Here is a 14,206-nt window from a genome sequence, read left to right as displayed (position 1 = left end):
CCATGGCCGCATTACCGGATAAAGACAAGCTGTTGCGCAACTTCACGCGCTGCGCTAACTGGGAAGAAAAATATCTCTACATTATTGAGCTTGGTCAGCGCTTACCACCGCTTAACAATGAAGCCCATACGCCTGACAACCTGATTCAGGGCTGCCAGAGTCAGGTCTGGATAGTGATGACGCGCAACGCGGAAGGGCGTATTGAACTGCAGGGTGACAGCGACGCCGCTATCGTTAAGGGGCTGATTGCTGTCGTGTTTATTCTTTATGACCAGATGACGGCTCAGGACATTATTGCCTTTGATGTGCGTCCCTGGTTTGAACAAATGGCGCTCACCCAACACCTCACGCCCTCGCGTTCGCAGGGGCTCGAAGCCATGATCCGCGCAATTCGCGCGCAGGCGCTCAGTTTTAGCTAAACTAAAAGTACAGCTTTCATTCTGTTACGCGAGGTGGTGTTTCCGCCTCGCGGGTGGCTCAGCTTTCTGACGGCCTGTCAGTGAATAAAAGGGAAACTCAGTATGAAACGCGCGTCCTTACTCACTCTTATGCTTTTAGGTGCTCTCGGCGCATCTCAGGCCGCCAGAGCGGTCGAATATACCTTACCGGCAAACGGTAGCCGTCTGGTGGGGCAGAATCAGACCTATACGGTGCAGGCGGGGGATAACAGCCTGCAAACTATCGCCCGGCGTTTTGACACGGCGGCGATGATCCTGCTTGAAGCCAATAATACCGTTGCACCTGTACCACAGCCGGGAACGCAAATGCTGATTCCGCTTCAGCTCCTGCTGCCGGACGTGCCGCGGGAAGGGATTGTGGTGAACCTGGCTGAGCTGCGGCTTTACTATTTCCCACCGGATGGCAATACGGTGCAGGTCTATCCGTTAGGCATCGGGCAACTGGGTCTTGAAACGCCTGAGATGACGACCCGTGTGGGCCAGAAAATCCCGAATCCGACCTGGACGCCAACCGCGGGGATTCGTCAACGCTCGCTGGAAAAAGGCATTACGCTGCCGCCCGTGGTCCCGGCCGGGCCGAATAACCCGCTTGGCCGCTTTGCGCTGCGTTTAGCCTACGGCAACGGTGAGTATCTTATTCACGGCACTAACGCGCAGAACAGCGTCGGCCTGCGGGTAAGCTCTGGCTGTATGCGGATGTTTACCGATGATATCAAAGCGCTGTTTGCGCAGGTACGTGTCGGTACGCCAGTCAGGGTTATCAATCAGCCGGTGAAATACTCAATCGAACCGAACGGCATGCGCTACATGGAAGTGCATCGTCCGATGACCCAAAGTGAAACGCAGAATCCGCAGACCATTGCTTACGTCCTGCCGGAAGGCTATGCGCAGTTTGCTAATGATAAAGGCACGGATAAGGCTGTAGCGGAAAAAGCGATGCATCGGCGTATGGGGGTTCCGGTAGCCGTTTCTGCCGGAGCGACGCCTGACGTCAGCGGTGCGAATCCGGTGCAGTCCGTATTGAACGGAACGCCTTCATCGGCGACGGAAACTCAGGTAACGCAGTAGAGAATAAACAGAGAAGGGAATAACAGGCAAAAAAATGGCGCACAATGTGCGCCATTTTTACAACACAGCTACAAATACTATTACTTACGGTATTTGGTAGCAGCGTTGTCCAGGCGCTGGTTAGCGCGTGCTGCGTCGTCTTTAGCAGCCTGAACGTCGGAACGCATTGCGTTCACGTCGTTGCTCAGCTGGTCAACTTTAGCGTTCAGAGTCTGAACGTCAGAAGACAGCTGATCGATTTTAGCATTGCTGGAGCAACCTGCCAGCAGAGTAGAACCCAGGATTACCGCGCCCAGTACCAGTTTAGTACGATTCATTATTAATACCCTCTAGATTGAGTTAATCTCCATGTAGCGTTACAAGTATTACACAAACTTTTTTATGTTGAGAATATTTTTTTGATGAGAAGACGCTTATTTTTGATCGTTCGCTCAAAGAAGCATCGAAGTGGGCCTGAAGGGGCAAAAATGCTGTGAAAACAGCGCAGTTTAATCGGATTCATCTTAAATAATCTTAAGTTAAATAGTGAATTCCGATTTGATTTTTAAAACGACTCACGGCAAACAAGAATAAAAAAAGCGCCACGAAGGCGCTTTTTTAACATATCTGAACTTAAGTGAAATAATTACAGGACGTGAACAGATGCTGTGTTGGTGGTACCGCTTGGTACCAGAGCACCGGAAACCATCACTACCACGTCACCTTTCTGCGCCAGGCCACTCTGCACAGCAACTTCTTTGCCCAGACGGTAGAAATCATCGGTAGAGGAGATCTCTTTCACCAGCTGCGCGGTAACGCCTTTAGACAGTACCAGCTGACGGGCGGTCAGTTCATTGGTGGTCAGCGCCAGAATGGTCGCGTCCGGGAAGTATTTACGGATAGCGCGAGCAGATTTACCACCCTGAGTCGCCACGACGATCAGCGGAGCTTCCAGTTTCTCAGCTGTTTCTACTGCACCACGGCACACGGCTTCGGTGATGCGCAGCTTGCGGCTGTCGTTGTTGAAGTCCAGACGGCTGGTCATCACGCGGTCAGTACGCTCACAGATGGTTGCCATGATGGTAACGGCTTCCAGCGGGTATTTACCTTTTGCGGATTCGCCGGAAAGCATCACAGCATCGGTGCCGTCGAGGATGGCGTTCGCTACGTCACCGGCTTCTGCGCGGGTTGGACGTGGGTTTTTGATCATGGAATCCAGCATCTGAGTCGCGGTGATAACGACCTTACGTGCGCGGATACATTTTTCGATGATCATCTTCTGCGCGAAGATAACTTCTTCAACCGGGATTTCAACGCCCATGTCGCCACGAGCAACCATAATGCCGTCAGACGCTTCGAGGATTTCGTCGAAGTTGTTCAGGCCTTCCTGGTTTTCGATTTTGGAGATGATCTGGATGTGCTCGCCGCCGTGTGCTTTCAGGTGCTCACGAATTTCCAGCACGTCGGAACGCTTACGGATGAAGGAAGCAGCAACGAAGTCAACGCCTTGCTCGCAGCCGAAGATCAGATCCTGTTTGTCTTTCTCAGCCAGTGCTGGCAGCGCGATGGACACGCCCGGCAGGTTAACGCCTTTGTTTTCGCCCAGGTCGCCGTTGTTCAGCACTTTACAGATAACTTTATTGCCTTCGATGGCGGTTACTTCCATGCCGATCAGGCCGTCGTCAACCAGAATGGTGTTGCCGACGCTCAGATCGCTGGTGAAGCCTTCGTAGGTCACAGCAACGGTTTCGCTGTTGCCGACAACGGTTTTGTCCGTGGTGAAAGTGAAGGTCTGACCTGCTTTCAGGGAGACGTCGTTGCCGCCTTCCAGCTTAATAGTACGAATTTCCGGACCTTTGGTGTCCAGCAGGATAGCGGCTTTCTTGCCGGTTTTGCTCATCACGTTGCGCAGGTTCTGGATGCGCTGGCCGTGTTCGGCGTAGTCACCGTGAGAGAAGTTCAGACGCATAACGTTCATGCCAGCGTCCAGCATTTTGGTCAGCATCTCTTCGGATTCGGTTTTTGGACCGATGGTGCAAACAATTTTGGTCTTTTTCATGACAGTCTTAGTCTTTAAGTTGAGAAGGATAGGGGAATCTGTGTTCGTGGGCGCACTGCCACGACGTCAAGCCTGTGTTACGAAAGTTGCTATGCCACGAGTTAAGAATAGGTGACATCAAAAAAGCGTGCAGAGGAAAGTGAGCCTGGTTTACAGCTACGTGGGAAGGATGACATTTTGGGTTGTTTTTTATGCAGTCCAATGCGCTGAAACCATTCAAGAAAGAATCGGGGCGCATTATACGAGGTTACGGGTAAAAAAGAAAATGAAAACGCCGTTTCAGAACAAGACGATAGCGCTTAACAAAATCCCTACGCTTTGATCTTTTCGTTGTAACACAATCCGGCGCGAAAAGGGCACCGATTCGCGCTATTATCTCTAATGATTTGAAAATTAATGCGTTATCAGGAGCGGGAAATGGGCAATCAAAGTAAAGATGAAGCGCTGTACCAGGAGATGTGCCGCGTGGTGGGGAAAGTCGTCCTCGAAATGCGCGATCTTGGTCAGGAGCCAAAGCATATCGTGATCGCCGGCGTGCTGCGTACCTCGCTTGCCAATCAGAAAATCAAACGCGCTGAGCTGACCCGCGAAGCTATGGAGCGAGTGATAGCGGCGTTGGCGGGTCAGTAAACGTTCTTTCCTGCATGCGGCCGGGCGTCACCCCAAAGCGCAGTCGGAATGCCGCAATAAAAGCGCTGGTATTATCATAACCACAGCGCCAGGCCACTTCACCTACGGGAAGACCTTTATCCAACAGCGAAAGTGACGTAATCAGCCGGGACTGCTGCCGCCATTGGCTGAAGCGCATCCCTGTTTCCTGCGAGAAAAGACGGCTGAGCGTGCGAGGGCTAATCCCCCATTGCTGCGCCAGCTCGGGCTGAGAAAGGCGACAGCCTTCGGGGTTGAGTAGCATATCTGCAATGTTACGCAACCGCCTGTCCGTCGGGAGCGGCAGATGCAGCGGTAAAGTGGGCGTCAGCGCAAGCTCATCGAACAGCAGCGTCATCAGGTGCGAATGATAGTTTTCAGGCTGTGCAGGAGCAGGCGAAGCCAGTCGCAAAAGCAGGGCCCTCAGGAAATCGTTTGCTGCGAAAACTGCGGCAGTGGCAGGAAAATTTGCGCCATCAAGATAAAAGCTCATCCCTTTAACCGACGACGGTACGCGAGCAGCATGGTCTGTACCCGGCGGAAACCAGCCCAGCGTGCCGGGCATTACCGCCCATTGTTGCTCACGCGTTTCCACAAGAATCATTCCCCGTTCAACCACATAAAGCTGAGCTTCAGGATGCTGATGCCAGGGCGTGTTGTGCGCGTGCTGATGCTGAAGCGGCTGGGTATGAAAGCGGATCACAATGGCTGATTATCCGTATTGAATGGCTGAATGTGGATATTATACCTGCCACAGAGCGCAGTATCCTTGTTTTCATCAAACACGGAAAACCCGGAGACCTAAGATGACGGCAACACAGCGTATTGAACAGGCCCTGCTGCAAATAGTTTGCCAACCAGAGCATGATGAATCCCGGATTGCAGACTACTTTTCGCCCCATTATGCGCAGTGGGTTGATGGGAAAATGCTGGACTACGCCGGATTTGTGCAGCATATGGCGGTGGTGAAAGCGGCGACAAGCCGCATCCATATTGACATACAGGCCATTGCCGAAAACGGCAATGAAGTGTTGACCCATCATCGGGTGAGCGTCGTCAAACCCGACAGAAGTGAGGCGGTAATAGATGTATTTGCACGCTTCACCCTCTGCGAGGGAATGATCGTCCGCTGTCAGGAGCTGACCTGGCCGCTCAGCGGCGCGAAAGAAGACCGGGATTTAGGGAGCCGACGCTAGATCAGACAATCCCGCTTTGGTGCGCCACCCGTTGCGGATTGCCAATGAGTTGGAGACGGGGTAAAAGCTGAGGCCATTGAGGTGTAACGCCGGGTAAGGCTGGCATTCCCGGCTGCGGGAGTTAAGATACGCCTTTGATGGATTTGAGGTTTTCATATGAGCATGCCACTGCATATTCTTGCCGCCGGAAGCCTGAAGCGGGCGTTTATTCCTTTATGTCAGCAGTTCAGCGCGTCAACCGGTATCCCCGCCAGGGTTGATTTTGGCCCGGCAGGTCTGCTGCGTGAACGCATAGAGGCCGGAGAGCGCTGCGATTTATTTGCATCGGCTAATACACTGCATCCGCAAACGCTGCTAAACAGCGGAAGAGCGCAGGCGGTAGAGACGTTTGCGTTCAATCGCCTCAATCTGACGGCACGAAAAACGACACAGACCGAAAATGCCGACTGGCTGGCGCTGCTGACGAACACGGCGTTGCGTCTGGGCACCTCAACGCCCGGCTGCGATCCGTCCGGGGATTACACCTGGCAGTTGTTCACGCGGCTTGAAGCTCGTTACCCGTCGCTGACGCTAAAAGCCAGGGCGAAAATGCTGGTTGGCGGGAGGGAATCCCTTACTGTTCCGACAGGCGAAATGGCCAGCGCGTGGCTGATTCGTCAAAACCTCACCGATCTGTTTATCGGCTACGCGCATTATGCGCAGGCGCTGGAAAAAACTGACGATCTGCGTATCCTCGCGATCCCGGACGAATTCCAGACGCGCTGCGAGTACCAGCTGGCGCTGATGAATGCGGACGCTGAACCATTGGCGCAGTTCATCGTCGGCCCTGACGGACAGGCATTTTTGCGTCAGGCAGGTTTTCTAACGCTCGATGGCGAATAAAGGTGCTACCACCTGGCGCGGATAATCCTCCAGCGTCAGGGTGCGAACCGGTACGCCGTAGGCGTCCAGCAGATGTTCTTCCGTTACGATTTCCGCCGTTTCCCCGGCCAGCCATTCGCCGTCTGGCAATAGCAGCAGCGTATGGCTTGCTACCTGCAATGCATGCGTCGGATCGTGAGTGGTGAAAATGACGCTGCGCTGCTGGCGATGCGCCAGATGGCTGATGAGCTGCAACACCACCTGCTGGTTTGACAGATCGAGCGCGGAGCAGGGCTCATCGAGCAAAATATTCTGGCTGCCGCTGACCAGCGCGCGGGCGATCATCACCAGCTGCTGCTGGCCGCCGGAAAGTGCACCAAACGTCCTGCCCGCCAGTGAACCGATACTGAGCTGTTCCAGGGCAAACATGACCTGCCGCTTATCTTCCACCGTTGGCTGAGAAAAGAGCCCAACGTGACGGGCGCGGCCCATCAGTACGATATCCTGAACCTGCCAGGCAAAGGCCGGATGGAACGACTGCGGGACGATGCTCACTCCACCTTCCACCGTCAGATTGCCACCCAGCGCCGGCAGAGCCCCGGTAAACGTCTCCAGCAACGTGCTTTTCCCGCGCCCGTTAGCACCAAGCACGGCCCAGATATCTCCGGGCTGGCAGGTAAAACTCAGCGGTGAAAATAGCGGGCTACCGTGGCCGTACAGCAGTTCGCTGACGGATAAAGAGGCGGCGATCATCGTGCACTCCTGCGGTTGCTGTAGATGAGCAAAAAGGTGAAGACCGGCGCGCCAACCAGTGCGGTGATGATGCCGATAGGGATTTCTGCGGCGGTCAGCGTGCGGGCCAGGTCGTCTGCCGCCACCATAAACGCGCCACCGAGCCAGAAGGCGGTCGGCAGCAGGCGACGATGATCGGCCCCCACGAATAATCGCGCCAGATGCGGGATCACCAGCCCGGTCCAGGCAATGCTGCCGCTGACGGCGACCTGAGCGGCGACCAGCAACGCGCAGCAAATCAGCACGACCCGCCGTAATGGCCTGACCGACACGCCAAGCGCGCGGGCATCCTTCTCATCCAGCGACAGCAGATTGATGCGCCAGCGCAGGGCGAACAAAACGCCACCGGTGAGCAGGACCGGTGCCACGATCAGTGAGATTTTATGCCAGTTGGCGGTCGCGAAGCTGCCGAGCAGCCAGAAGACGATATTTGGCAGGACTTCTTCGGTATCCGCCATGTACTGCATCAGGCTCACCAGCGCGGCGAAAAAACCGCTGAGAATAATGCCGGAGAGGATCAGCACCAGCGTGCTTTCACGCCCCTGGAGCGTGGCTATCAGATACACCAGCCCGAGCGCCGTGAGGCCGAAACCAAAGGTAGAGCTCATCATCAGCAAGGGGCTCAGCCCCAGAAGGATCGCCAGCGTGCCGCCGAAAGCGGCTCCGGACGTCACGCCGATAATGTGCGGATCAACCAGCGGATTGCGAAACACGCCCTGCAAAGTGGCGCCACTGAGCCCCAGCGCGGCGCCGCACATAAATGCCATCACTACGCGCGGCAGACGTACCGACCAGACGATCTGACTGGCGATGTCCGGTTGTTGCTGGGAATGAAGCAGGCGTGAAATCACTTTGCTCAACGGCAGGTGATACTGACCGAGACAGAGGGAAATCAATGCCAGCAGCAGCGTGAGGAGGATCAGCGCAGATTGCAGGCCGCGAAAGCGGGCTTCACTGAGCATCCGCTTTCCAGTTCACGCGATAAAAGCGCTGATAGTAATCCTGTGCCTGTTTATCCACATCGACGGTGTTGTAGCGTTCCGGATAGAGCTTTTTCGCCATCCACAGTTCGCCAATCGCCAGCGCTTCGGGCATTGGATAGCCCCACGCTTTGGCGTATTCCGGCATAAGCCAGACACGATGATTTTTGACGGCATCAATGGCCTGCCACTGTGGATCGCTTTCAATCTGTTTCACTACCTGCGGATAGCGGTCCTGTACGAAAATCACCTGAGGATTCCACTGCAAAACCTGCTCCAGTGAAACCTGGCGCGCGCCTTTCACCGTGGCTGCCGCGACGTTCAGCGCTCCGGCATGCTCCATCATCAGGCCGGTATATTTTCCGGAGCCGTAGGTGTTAAGGTCCGGGTTCGCCATATAGACGCGGACTTTTTTATCCTGCGGAATATCTGCCACCGGGGCATTGGCTTTTGCCCGCGCGGTGAAGGTGTAGTTAATCAGCTGTTCGGCTTCTTTTGGACGTTCCACCACGTCACCGATCAGGCGAATCCCCTGTTTCAGTCCGTCGTTGTAGGCCTGCTCTTCGTTCGCCATCGTCGGGTTCATTTTGTTCTTTTCGCCAGCAGCGTCTTCACGCAGAGAAACGGCCACCACCGGAATACCGGCATTCTGAATCTGCTGAATCATTTCTGTCGGGGCGTAGTTTGCGACAAAAACTACCTGCGGATGCAGCGCCAGCAGGCTCTCGATATTGGCCTGGGTCAGATCGCCGGGCATCGGCAGGGTAGCTATCTTCGGCATAAAGCGGGCGAACTGCGGGCCAAGCTGTTTCTTCCAACTGCTCAGTACGCCAACCACGTCATCCTGAGCATTGAGCTGCACCAGAAGGTTCAGCGTCTGATGCTGAAGCACCACCACGCGATTGACATGATCGGGCAGCGTGACCTGGCGACCCAGCTGGTCGGTAACGGTGCGATCGGCGTGCGCCACATTGACGGTGAATAGCGTGCCAAAGGCAAGGGCAGTACAAAGAGAAAGGCGGTGTAGTCTGGACATAAATGTGCTCTGAGAAGGGAAATAATCGCTATGCATTAAATTATATAGCGATGCGGAGTGCAAACCTTTCGGGCCGAATACCCCTTCTGGATCAACAGAACATAACGATTTGTCGGTGATGGCAGAAAAAGCTGAACCATAATTACCCGGCGTTATTACCCGCTGCGCATGTTGCATAAGGCCAATAACTTATGTATTTTTATGCAAATTAAATGCATAAAAAGGTAATGATATGATCGGTAAATGGATGAAAGCCTGCTGCCTCACGGCGGCCCTCGCGGTCAGCGCACACGCGGCAGCAGAAACCTATGTAGTGGGCGCGGGCGGAACCTATCGCCCGTTTGAGTTTGAAAATAATCAGAAGCAGCTGGAAGGTTTTGATATCGATCTGATTAAGGCCATCGCGAAAGCCGAAAATTTCGATATCAAACTGGTCAATACGCCGTGGGAGGGGATTTTCGCGACCCTGAACTCCGGCGATCGCGACATCATCATTTCTGGTATTACCATCACCGACAAGCGTAAGCAGATGGTCGATTTCTCGGCACCGTACTTCCCGGCAGAACAGTCCATTGTGGTGCCAAAGGATTCGAAAGTGGGCTCGCTGGCAGACCTGAAAGATCAGAAAGTCGGCGTCGTAAATTCCAGTACCGGCGATATCGTGGTATCTGACGTGCTCGGCAAAAACAGTACCGCCATCAAACGCTTCGACAATACGCCGCTGATGTTGCAGGAGCTGTTTGAAGACGGCGTGAGCGCGGCGGTGGGCGACGTCGGCGTGGTGAAGTACTACATCAAACAGCACCCGGAGAAACAGTTCAAACTGGTGCCGGACGCTAAATTCGAGCGCCAGTATTTTGGTATCGCAGTGGCTAAAGGCAACGCTGAGCTGCTCAACAAGCTGAACGCCGGGCTGAAGAAAATCGTTGCCGACGGCACCTACGCGAAAATCTATCAGACCTGGTTTGATGCCGACGTACCTGCGTTACCGGCGCAGTAATCATTCGTAATGTTACGGCGATCGCCTCTGTGGACGGTCGCCGTTTTTTTCAGGGATAAACTATGACGGGATTCCGTTGGGAAATTATTGAGGAGTATGGCCCGCTGTTCGTGGATGGCGCGATAATGACCCTCAAATGCACCATTATCTGCGTGATCCTCGGCACGCTGTGGGGGCTGACGCTCGGGCTTGGGCGAATGGCGAAAGCAGAGCATGGACCGTGGAAATATGTGCTTCGCTACCTGGTGCAGTTTCCGGTGCGCTTTTACGTCAGCGCATTTCGTGGCACGCCGCTGTTTGTGCAGATCATGGTGGTGCACTTTGCGCTGGTGCCGTTGTTCATCAACCCGCGTGATGGGTTACTGGTGACAAGCGGCGTGATGAGCAGCGATTTTGCCCGCGAGCTGCGCTCGAACTACGGCGCATTTTTGTCATGTATCGTCGCCATTACGCTCAATGCGGGCGCTTATGTTTCCGAAATTTTCCGTGCGGGCATCCAGTCGATCGATAAAGGACAGATGGAAGCCTCACGCGCGCTCGGTATGCCGTGGTGGAAAACCATGCGCAAGGTGATCCTCCCGCAGGCTTTCCGCCGCATCCTGCCGCCGCTGGGTAATAACGCAATTGCCATCGTCAAAGATTCCTCGCTGGCTTCGGCGATAGGGCTTGCCGATCTGGCCTACGCCGCGCGTACGGTGTCGGGGGCCTATGCCACCTACTGGGAACCCTACCTGACCATTTCCCTGGTGTACTGGGTCATAACGTTCGTGCTGGCGCAGCTGGTTAACCGTCTGGAAAAGAGGTTTGGCAAAAGTGATTCACATTAAAAATCTGCATAAGCATTTCGGTGACAGCCACGTGCTCCGCGGCATCGACTGCGAGATTCAACCGCAGGAAGTGGTCTGCGTGATAGGCCCGTCCGGCTCCGGGAAAAGCACATTTCTTCGCTGCATGAACGCGCTGGAAAGCGTAACGGAAGGCGAAGTGGTGGTGAACGGTTTTGCCGTGCACGATAAGAGCACCGATCTCAATAAGCTGCGTGAAAGCGTGGGCATGGTCTTCCAGCGTTTTAACCTGTTCCCGCACATGACGGTGCTGGAAAATCTGCTGATGGCGCCGATGTCGCTGCGCGGCATGACGCGCAATGATGCGATTATCTTTGCCGAAGAGCTGCTGGCAAAGGTCGGACTCAGCGATAAACGCGATGCCTGGCCATCGAGCCTTTCAGGCGGGCAGCAGCAGCGGGTGGCAATTGCCCGTGCGCTGGCGATGCGACCCTCAATCATGCTCTTTGATGAGCCGACTTCCGCGCTCGACCCTGAACTGGTGGGCGATGTACTTGAAGTGATGAAGAATTTGGCCAGGGAAGGGATGACGATGGTCATCGTGACCCACGAGATGGGGTTTGCCCGAGAAGTGGCTGACAGGGTGATTTTTATTGACCAGGGCATTATTCAGGAGCAGGGCACGCCGGAACGGATTTTCAGCGCGCCGCAAAACCCACGTACGGCGGCTTTCCTCAGTAAGGTACTGTAAGTAAACGTGTCCAGCGATGCCAGCTGACTTGTCGGAATGGCATCGCTGGATTACGCTTTAACGCTCACCTCTCAGCAAATTGATCTTTATGGCCTGGTTCTCACGCTTACTGGCGGACATCCCCGGCATTCGCCATGCCTTCCTCGACGTTCACGAATCTGCCGTTTTCGACAAATCCCGACTGGTGGATATCAAACAGGTTCACGGGGCTAATATTCTTCATTTGACTGAAACGCCTGCACAAAGACCGCAGGTGGACGGAGTACTGACTTCCCTCACTGGCAAGTCGATCGGTATCGTGACTGCCGACTGTATACCCGTGCTGATGGCGTCCCGGGACGGGCGTTGGATTGCCGGGCTGCATGCCGGATGGCGCGGGGCAGCGCAAGGCATTTTGCAGGAAAGCGTCAGGCGATTCAGTGCCCATGGCGTTGCTGCTGAAGATATTTTAGTGGCCACCGGGCCACATATTCGTGCCTGTTGTTATGAAGTCTCTGGCGCGTTTCGTCAGACGTTGCTGGAAACGCCTGCGGGCTATCTGGTGCGTGACTATGCTGAGCAATTATTCTCTTCATGGCCGAAAACCCCCAATCCGAACAGCCCGGCAGCACGTGAAGAGAACAGCCTGTGGTTTGACTTATTGGCATTTTGCCAACTGCAGTTGCTGGATGCTGGCATAAGCAGAAAACATATCGATTGTCTGGCAGCCTGTACTTACTGTCATCCTGAGATACTGGGTTCTTACCGGCGGCGGACTCATCAACCTGCAACCAAAACGCAGCAGATCTCATGGATTGAGCGTATTGGCTAATTGCAGGCAGAGCAGCGGCCCTGTTTCAGCTTGAGAAGAAGCCTGATACCACTCTGCTAATTAATTAAAATTTAACGACAATATTTCTCAGGATTTGTTTTTCAGAATTTTCGAGCCCGATATTAGACTATTTCATCTGTTTTAAATGACGCTGTTTATATTATTCTGTGTGCGGTAATCATTTTCTGAACATGGAATGTATGAATCAAGGAAGAAAAATTCGGCCCACGCTCTATCTCTTTGAGCCACGTATGTTGCTGCGTTCCGTTATCAGCAGCGTTCTCGAGCAGCAACGCTGCAACTTTCATTCATCGCAGACGCTGGCTTATTTAATGGAAAATGTCTGTGGCGATAAGGCAAATAGCAAAATAATACTCGCGGGCGTTGCTGGTGCGGGGCCTGCTTTACCCGATCTGCTGCGGTTTATCCGCAATGCTAAATCATTAAAAATAAAAACCGTCCTCTGGGTTCCTGCCGGATATCCGTGGATGTTCAGAGTGTTGCGCGCTTTACATGCGGTAAAGGTGCTGTCGGAAGAAAATGTTGTTGATGAACTTATACCGATGCTCAACGCTATTGATGGCGTAAATCCTTTGTTGAGCAGAAATGCTGAGTCGCCTGCTCGCTCCCGCCGTATTACGCTCACCGAACTTGAGATTTTGCTGCAATTTGCCGCCGGACTGTCGTCTAAAGAAATGGCCGATTCCCGTCAATGTAGCTACAAAACGATTTTTTCGTGGAAGCATAATATCTGTGAGGCATTAAATATCGACACTCACGCTCAATGGCTGGAAATGCTGACTGAGATTGTGCAACTATCTTCATTGTATCAGGCAGAAGAACATTATGGCGCATTATAATATTTTATCCCTTTCTCAACCCTCTCTTTGGTATATGGGCCTTGAGCAGGGCTTTATGCAGCTGGCACGGACTAACCCCGGCTGGACGTTTTCAATGACCAGCAAAGCGGTGGAGAGCGACTCAAAGCCAAATCTTTATCTGCTGGATTTGACCACTGAACAAGAGGGGGTCCCGGAGTCTGTTCACCTTTCAGGCACGCGAGTACTGGCGTTGGTGCATGCGTCACAGCGCCGGATGATAAAAACGCTGCTCCAGACAAGCCGCTGTTCGGTTCTCTGTGTGGATGAATACCACTGTAATTTCCGCGAGATTGTGGAGGCCAGCGCACGAAATAAGCGCTTCCTGAGCCCGCTTATTCGCGAAATTTCGCGCCTGGCACCTGCACCTGCAAGCACGGTGGCTCTGACCGAGACGGAAAGCAAGATCCTCGACTATATCCGCGAAGGGAAAAATGGAGTGGAAATATCCCAGGCTCTGTTCCGTAGTCAGAAGACTATCAGCAGCCACAAGCGCAATATTATGCGCAAGTTCGGCGTCAGAAACGACCTGGCGCTCAGGCAAAAATTACGGCTTCTGTCTGAGGAAGCAGCATAAGCCTTAAATCGTCAACACTGCGAAGTTTTTATTGGCGTTAGATCAGGAGCAAACGGAACTGAAAGGGCAAAAATCCAGGGAGAGAAGAGATGTCATACAGAATGGTGCGTCCGAGTGGACTCGAACCACCGACCCCCACCATGTCAAGGTGGTGCTCTAACCAACTGAGCTACGGACGCACATAGAGAAAAGCAATGGTGCGTTCAATTGGACTCGAACCAACGACCCCCACCATGTCAAGGTGGTGCTCTAACCAACTGAGCTATGAACGCAATGGTGCGTCCGAGTGGACTCGAACCACCGACCCCCACCATGTCAAGGTGGTGC

At 53.8% G+C, this 14,206-nt stretch carries 17 protein-coding genes and 2 tRNA genes; 11 read left to right on the top strand and 8 right to left on the bottom strand.

Annotated elements, in window-relative coordinates; translation table 11 throughout:
• Nucleotides 1-2 precede the first annotated feature (2 nt).
• Nucleotides 3-419: a cysteine desulfuration protein SufE gene (sufE, locus tag RTU33_RS04895; protein WP_312625721.1), complete on the top strand. Its 417-nt coding sequence runs from the start codon at nucleotides 3-5 to the stop codon at nucleotides 417-419.
• A gap of 102 nt (nucleotides 420-521) precedes the next feature.
• The gene (locus RTU33_RS04890) at nucleotides 522-1,526 is read left to right on the top strand and encodes a L,D-transpeptidase family protein (RefSeq protein WP_312625720.1); all 1,005 of its coding nucleotides are present in this window, start codon (nucleotides 522-524) and stop codon (nucleotides 1,524-1,526) included.
• An 80-nt stretch (nucleotides 1,527-1,606) separates the two neighbouring features.
• Here the strand turns inward: RTU33_RS04890 and lpp are convergent, their stop codons facing one another.
• Entirely contained in the window at nucleotides 1,607-1,843 is a 237-nt protein-coding gene (gene lpp, locus RTU33_RS04885) for a murein lipoprotein Lpp (protein ID WP_003029373.1), read from the bottom strand.
• A gap of 308 nt (nucleotides 1,844-2,151) precedes the next feature.
• Complete coding sequence (gene pykF / locus RTU33_RS04880; protein WP_312625719.1) at nucleotides 2,152-3,564, bottom strand: pyruvate kinase PykF; 1,413 nt, start codon at nucleotides 3,562-3,564, stop codon at nucleotides 2,152-2,154.
• A 417-nt stretch (nucleotides 3,565-3,981) separates the two neighbouring features.
• On the opposite strand from pykF, the gene fumD reads away from it, so the two are divergent.
• Nucleotides 3,982-4,194, top strand: coding sequence for a fumarate hydratase FumD (gene fumD / locus RTU33_RS04875; RefSeq protein WP_312625718.1), 213 nt, complete (start codon nucleotides 3,982-3,984; stop codon nucleotides 4,192-4,194).
• Here fumD and RTU33_RS04870 read toward each other — a convergent pair.
• Nucleotides 4,157-4,915: an AraC family transcriptional regulator gene (locus RTU33_RS04870; RefSeq protein ID WP_312625717.1), complete on the bottom strand. Its 759-nt coding sequence runs from the start codon at nucleotides 4,913-4,915 to the stop codon at nucleotides 4,157-4,159. The genes fumD and RTU33_RS04870 overlap by 38 nt on opposite strands.
• Nucleotides 4,916-5,018: 103 nt before the next feature.
• Between RTU33_RS04870 and RTU33_RS04865 the strand changes: the two genes are divergently transcribed.
• Both RTU33_RS04865 and RTU33_RS04860 read left to right on the top strand, forming a co-directional pair.
• Entirely contained in the window at nucleotides 5,019-5,408 is a 390-nt protein-coding gene (locus RTU33_RS04865) for a nuclear transport factor 2 family protein (RefSeq protein WP_312625715.1), read from the top strand.
• A 156-nt stretch (nucleotides 5,409-5,564) separates the two neighbouring features.
• Nucleotides 5,565-6,290: a substrate-binding domain-containing protein gene (locus RTU33_RS04860; RefSeq protein ID WP_312625714.1), complete on the top strand. Its 726-nt coding sequence runs from the start codon at nucleotides 5,565-5,567 to the stop codon at nucleotides 6,288-6,290.
• Here RTU33_RS04860 and RTU33_RS04855 read toward each other — a convergent pair.
• From RTU33_RS04855 to RTU33_RS04845, 3 genes are read right to left on the bottom strand one after another with little or no spacing between them, the layout of a single operon-like run.
• Nucleotides 6,270-7,019, bottom strand: coding sequence for an ABC transporter ATP-binding protein (locus RTU33_RS04855; protein WP_312625975.1), 750 nt, complete (start codon nucleotides 7,017-7,019; stop codon nucleotides 6,270-6,272). The two genes, RTU33_RS04860 and RTU33_RS04855, sit on opposite strands and share 21 nt — an antisense overlap.
• Entirely contained in the window at nucleotides 7,019-8,023 is a 1,005-nt protein-coding gene (locus tag RTU33_RS04850) for an iron ABC transporter permease (RefSeq protein ID WP_312625713.1), read from the bottom strand. Before RTU33_RS04850 ends, RTU33_RS04855 begins: the two co-directional genes overlap by 1 nt.
• Nucleotides 8,013-9,077 carry an ABC transporter substrate-binding protein gene (locus tag RTU33_RS04845; RefSeq protein WP_312625712.1) on the bottom strand — a complete coding sequence of 355 codons (1,065 nt, stop codon included), beginning with the start codon at nucleotides 9,075-9,077 and terminating at the stop codon, nucleotides 8,013-8,015. The genes RTU33_RS04850 and RTU33_RS04845 overlap by 11 nt, the downstream gene beginning before the upstream one ends.
• Nucleotides 9,078-9,309: 232 nt before the next feature.
• Between RTU33_RS04845 and RTU33_RS04840 the strand changes: the two genes are divergently transcribed.
• The 6 genes from RTU33_RS04840 (at nucleotide 9,310) to RTU33_RS04815 (ending at nucleotide 13,879) form a co-directional block, all read left to right on the top strand.
• Nucleotides 9,310-10,077 carry a basic amino acid ABC transporter substrate-binding protein gene (locus tag RTU33_RS04840; protein ID WP_312625711.1) on the top strand — a complete coding sequence of 256 codons (768 nt, stop codon included), beginning with the start codon at nucleotides 9,310-9,312 and terminating at the stop codon, nucleotides 10,075-10,077.
• A 62-nt stretch (nucleotides 10,078-10,139) separates the two neighbouring features.
• On the top strand, nucleotides 10,140-10,904 hold the full coding sequence (locus RTU33_RS04835) for an amino acid ABC transporter permease (protein ID WP_312625709.1): 765 nt from the start codon (nucleotides 10,140-10,142) through the stop codon (nucleotides 10,902-10,904).
• A complete protein-coding gene (locus RTU33_RS04830) occupies nucleotides 10,891-11,613 on the top strand; it encodes an amino acid ABC transporter ATP-binding protein (RefSeq protein WP_312625974.1) in 723 nt (240 codons plus the stop codon). Before RTU33_RS04835 ends, RTU33_RS04830 begins: the two co-directional genes overlap by 14 nt.
• 88 nt (nucleotides 11,614-11,701) lie before the next feature.
• Complete coding sequence (gene pgeF, locus RTU33_RS04825; RefSeq protein WP_312625707.1) at nucleotides 11,702-12,424, top strand: peptidoglycan editing factor PgeF; 723 nt, start codon at nucleotides 11,702-11,704, stop codon at nucleotides 12,422-12,424.
• 200 nt (nucleotides 12,425-12,624) lie between these two features.
• Complete coding sequence (locus tag RTU33_RS04820) at nucleotides 12,625-13,284, top strand: LuxR C-terminal-related transcriptional regulator (RefSeq protein WP_312625705.1); 660 nt, start codon at nucleotides 12,625-12,627, stop codon at nucleotides 13,282-13,284.
• Nucleotides 13,271-13,879, top strand: coding sequence for a LuxR C-terminal-related transcriptional regulator (locus tag RTU33_RS04815; protein WP_312625701.1), 609 nt, complete (start codon nucleotides 13,271-13,273; stop codon nucleotides 13,877-13,879). The genes RTU33_RS04820 and RTU33_RS04815 overlap by 14 nt, the downstream gene beginning before the upstream one ends.
• A 102-nt stretch (nucleotides 13,880-13,981) precedes the next feature.
• Here RTU33_RS04815 and RTU33_RS04810 read toward each other — a convergent pair.
• Nucleotides 13,982-14,058, bottom strand: a tRNA-Val gene (locus tag RTU33_RS04810).
• Between the two features lie 16 nt (nucleotides 14,059-14,074).
• A tRNA-Val gene (locus tag RTU33_RS04805) sits at nucleotides 14,075-14,151 on the bottom strand.
• Nucleotides 14,152-14,206: the final 55 nt, after the last annotated feature.

This window comes from Scandinavium sp., assembly GCF_032012665.1.
Lineage (GTDB): Bacteria > Pseudomonadota > Gammaproteobacteria > Enterobacterales > Enterobacteriaceae > Scandinavium.
This window is presented reverse-complemented; position numbering and strand designations above follow the sequence as displayed.

Excerpts from the sequence above, each read along its gene's own strand:
- pykF (WP_312625719.1), bottom strand. The coding sequence starts at position 3,564 with ATGAAAAAGACCAAAATTGTTTGCACCATCGGTCCAAAAACCGAATCC.
- RTU33_RS04850 (WP_312625713.1), bottom strand. The coding sequence starts at position 8,023 with ATGCTCAGTGAAGCCCGCTTTCGCGGCCTGCAATCTGCGCTGATCCTC.
- RTU33_RS04815 (WP_312625701.1), top strand. The coding sequence starts at position 13,271 with ATGGCGCATTATAATATTTTATCCCTTTCTCAACCCTCTCTTTGGTAT.
- RTU33_RS04840 (WP_312625711.1), top strand. The coding sequence starts at position 9,310 with ATGATCGGTAAATGGATGAAAGCCTGCTGCCTCACGGCGGCCCTCGCG.
- pgeF (WP_312625707.1), top strand. The coding sequence starts at position 11,702 with ATGGCCTGGTTCTCACGCTTACTGGCGGACATCCCCGGCATTCGCCAT.
- RTU33_RS04890 (WP_312625720.1), top strand. The coding sequence starts at position 522 with ATGAAACGCGCGTCCTTACTCACTCTTATGCTTTTAGGTGCTCTCGGC.
- fumD (WP_312625718.1), top strand. The coding sequence starts at position 3,982 with ATGGGCAATCAAAGTAAAGATGAAGCGCTGTACCAGGAGATGTGCCGC.
- RTU33_RS04845 (WP_312625712.1), bottom strand. The coding sequence starts at position 9,077 with ATGTCCAGACTACACCGCCTTTCTCTTTGTACTGCCCTTGCCTTTGGC.
- RTU33_RS04865 (WP_312625715.1), top strand. The coding sequence starts at position 5,019 with ATGACGGCAACACAGCGTATTGAACAGGCCCTGCTGCAAATAGTTTGC.
- RTU33_RS04835 (WP_312625709.1), top strand. The coding sequence starts at position 10,140 with ATGACGGGATTCCGTTGGGAAATTATTGAGGAGTATGGCCCGCTGTTC.
- sufE (WP_312625721.1), top strand. The coding sequence starts at position 3 with ATGGCCGCATTACCGGATAAAGACAAGCTGTTGCGCAACTTCACGCGC.
- RTU33_RS04860 (WP_312625714.1), top strand. The coding sequence starts at position 5,565 with ATGAGCATGCCACTGCATATTCTTGCCGCCGGAAGCCTGAAGCGGGCG.
- lpp (WP_003029373.1), bottom strand. The coding sequence starts at position 1,843 with ATGAATCGTACTAAACTGGTACTGGGCGCGGTAATCCTGGGTTCTACT.
- RTU33_RS04820 (WP_312625705.1), top strand. The coding sequence starts at position 12,625 with ATGAATCAAGGAAGAAAAATTCGGCCCACGCTCTATCTCTTTGAGCCA.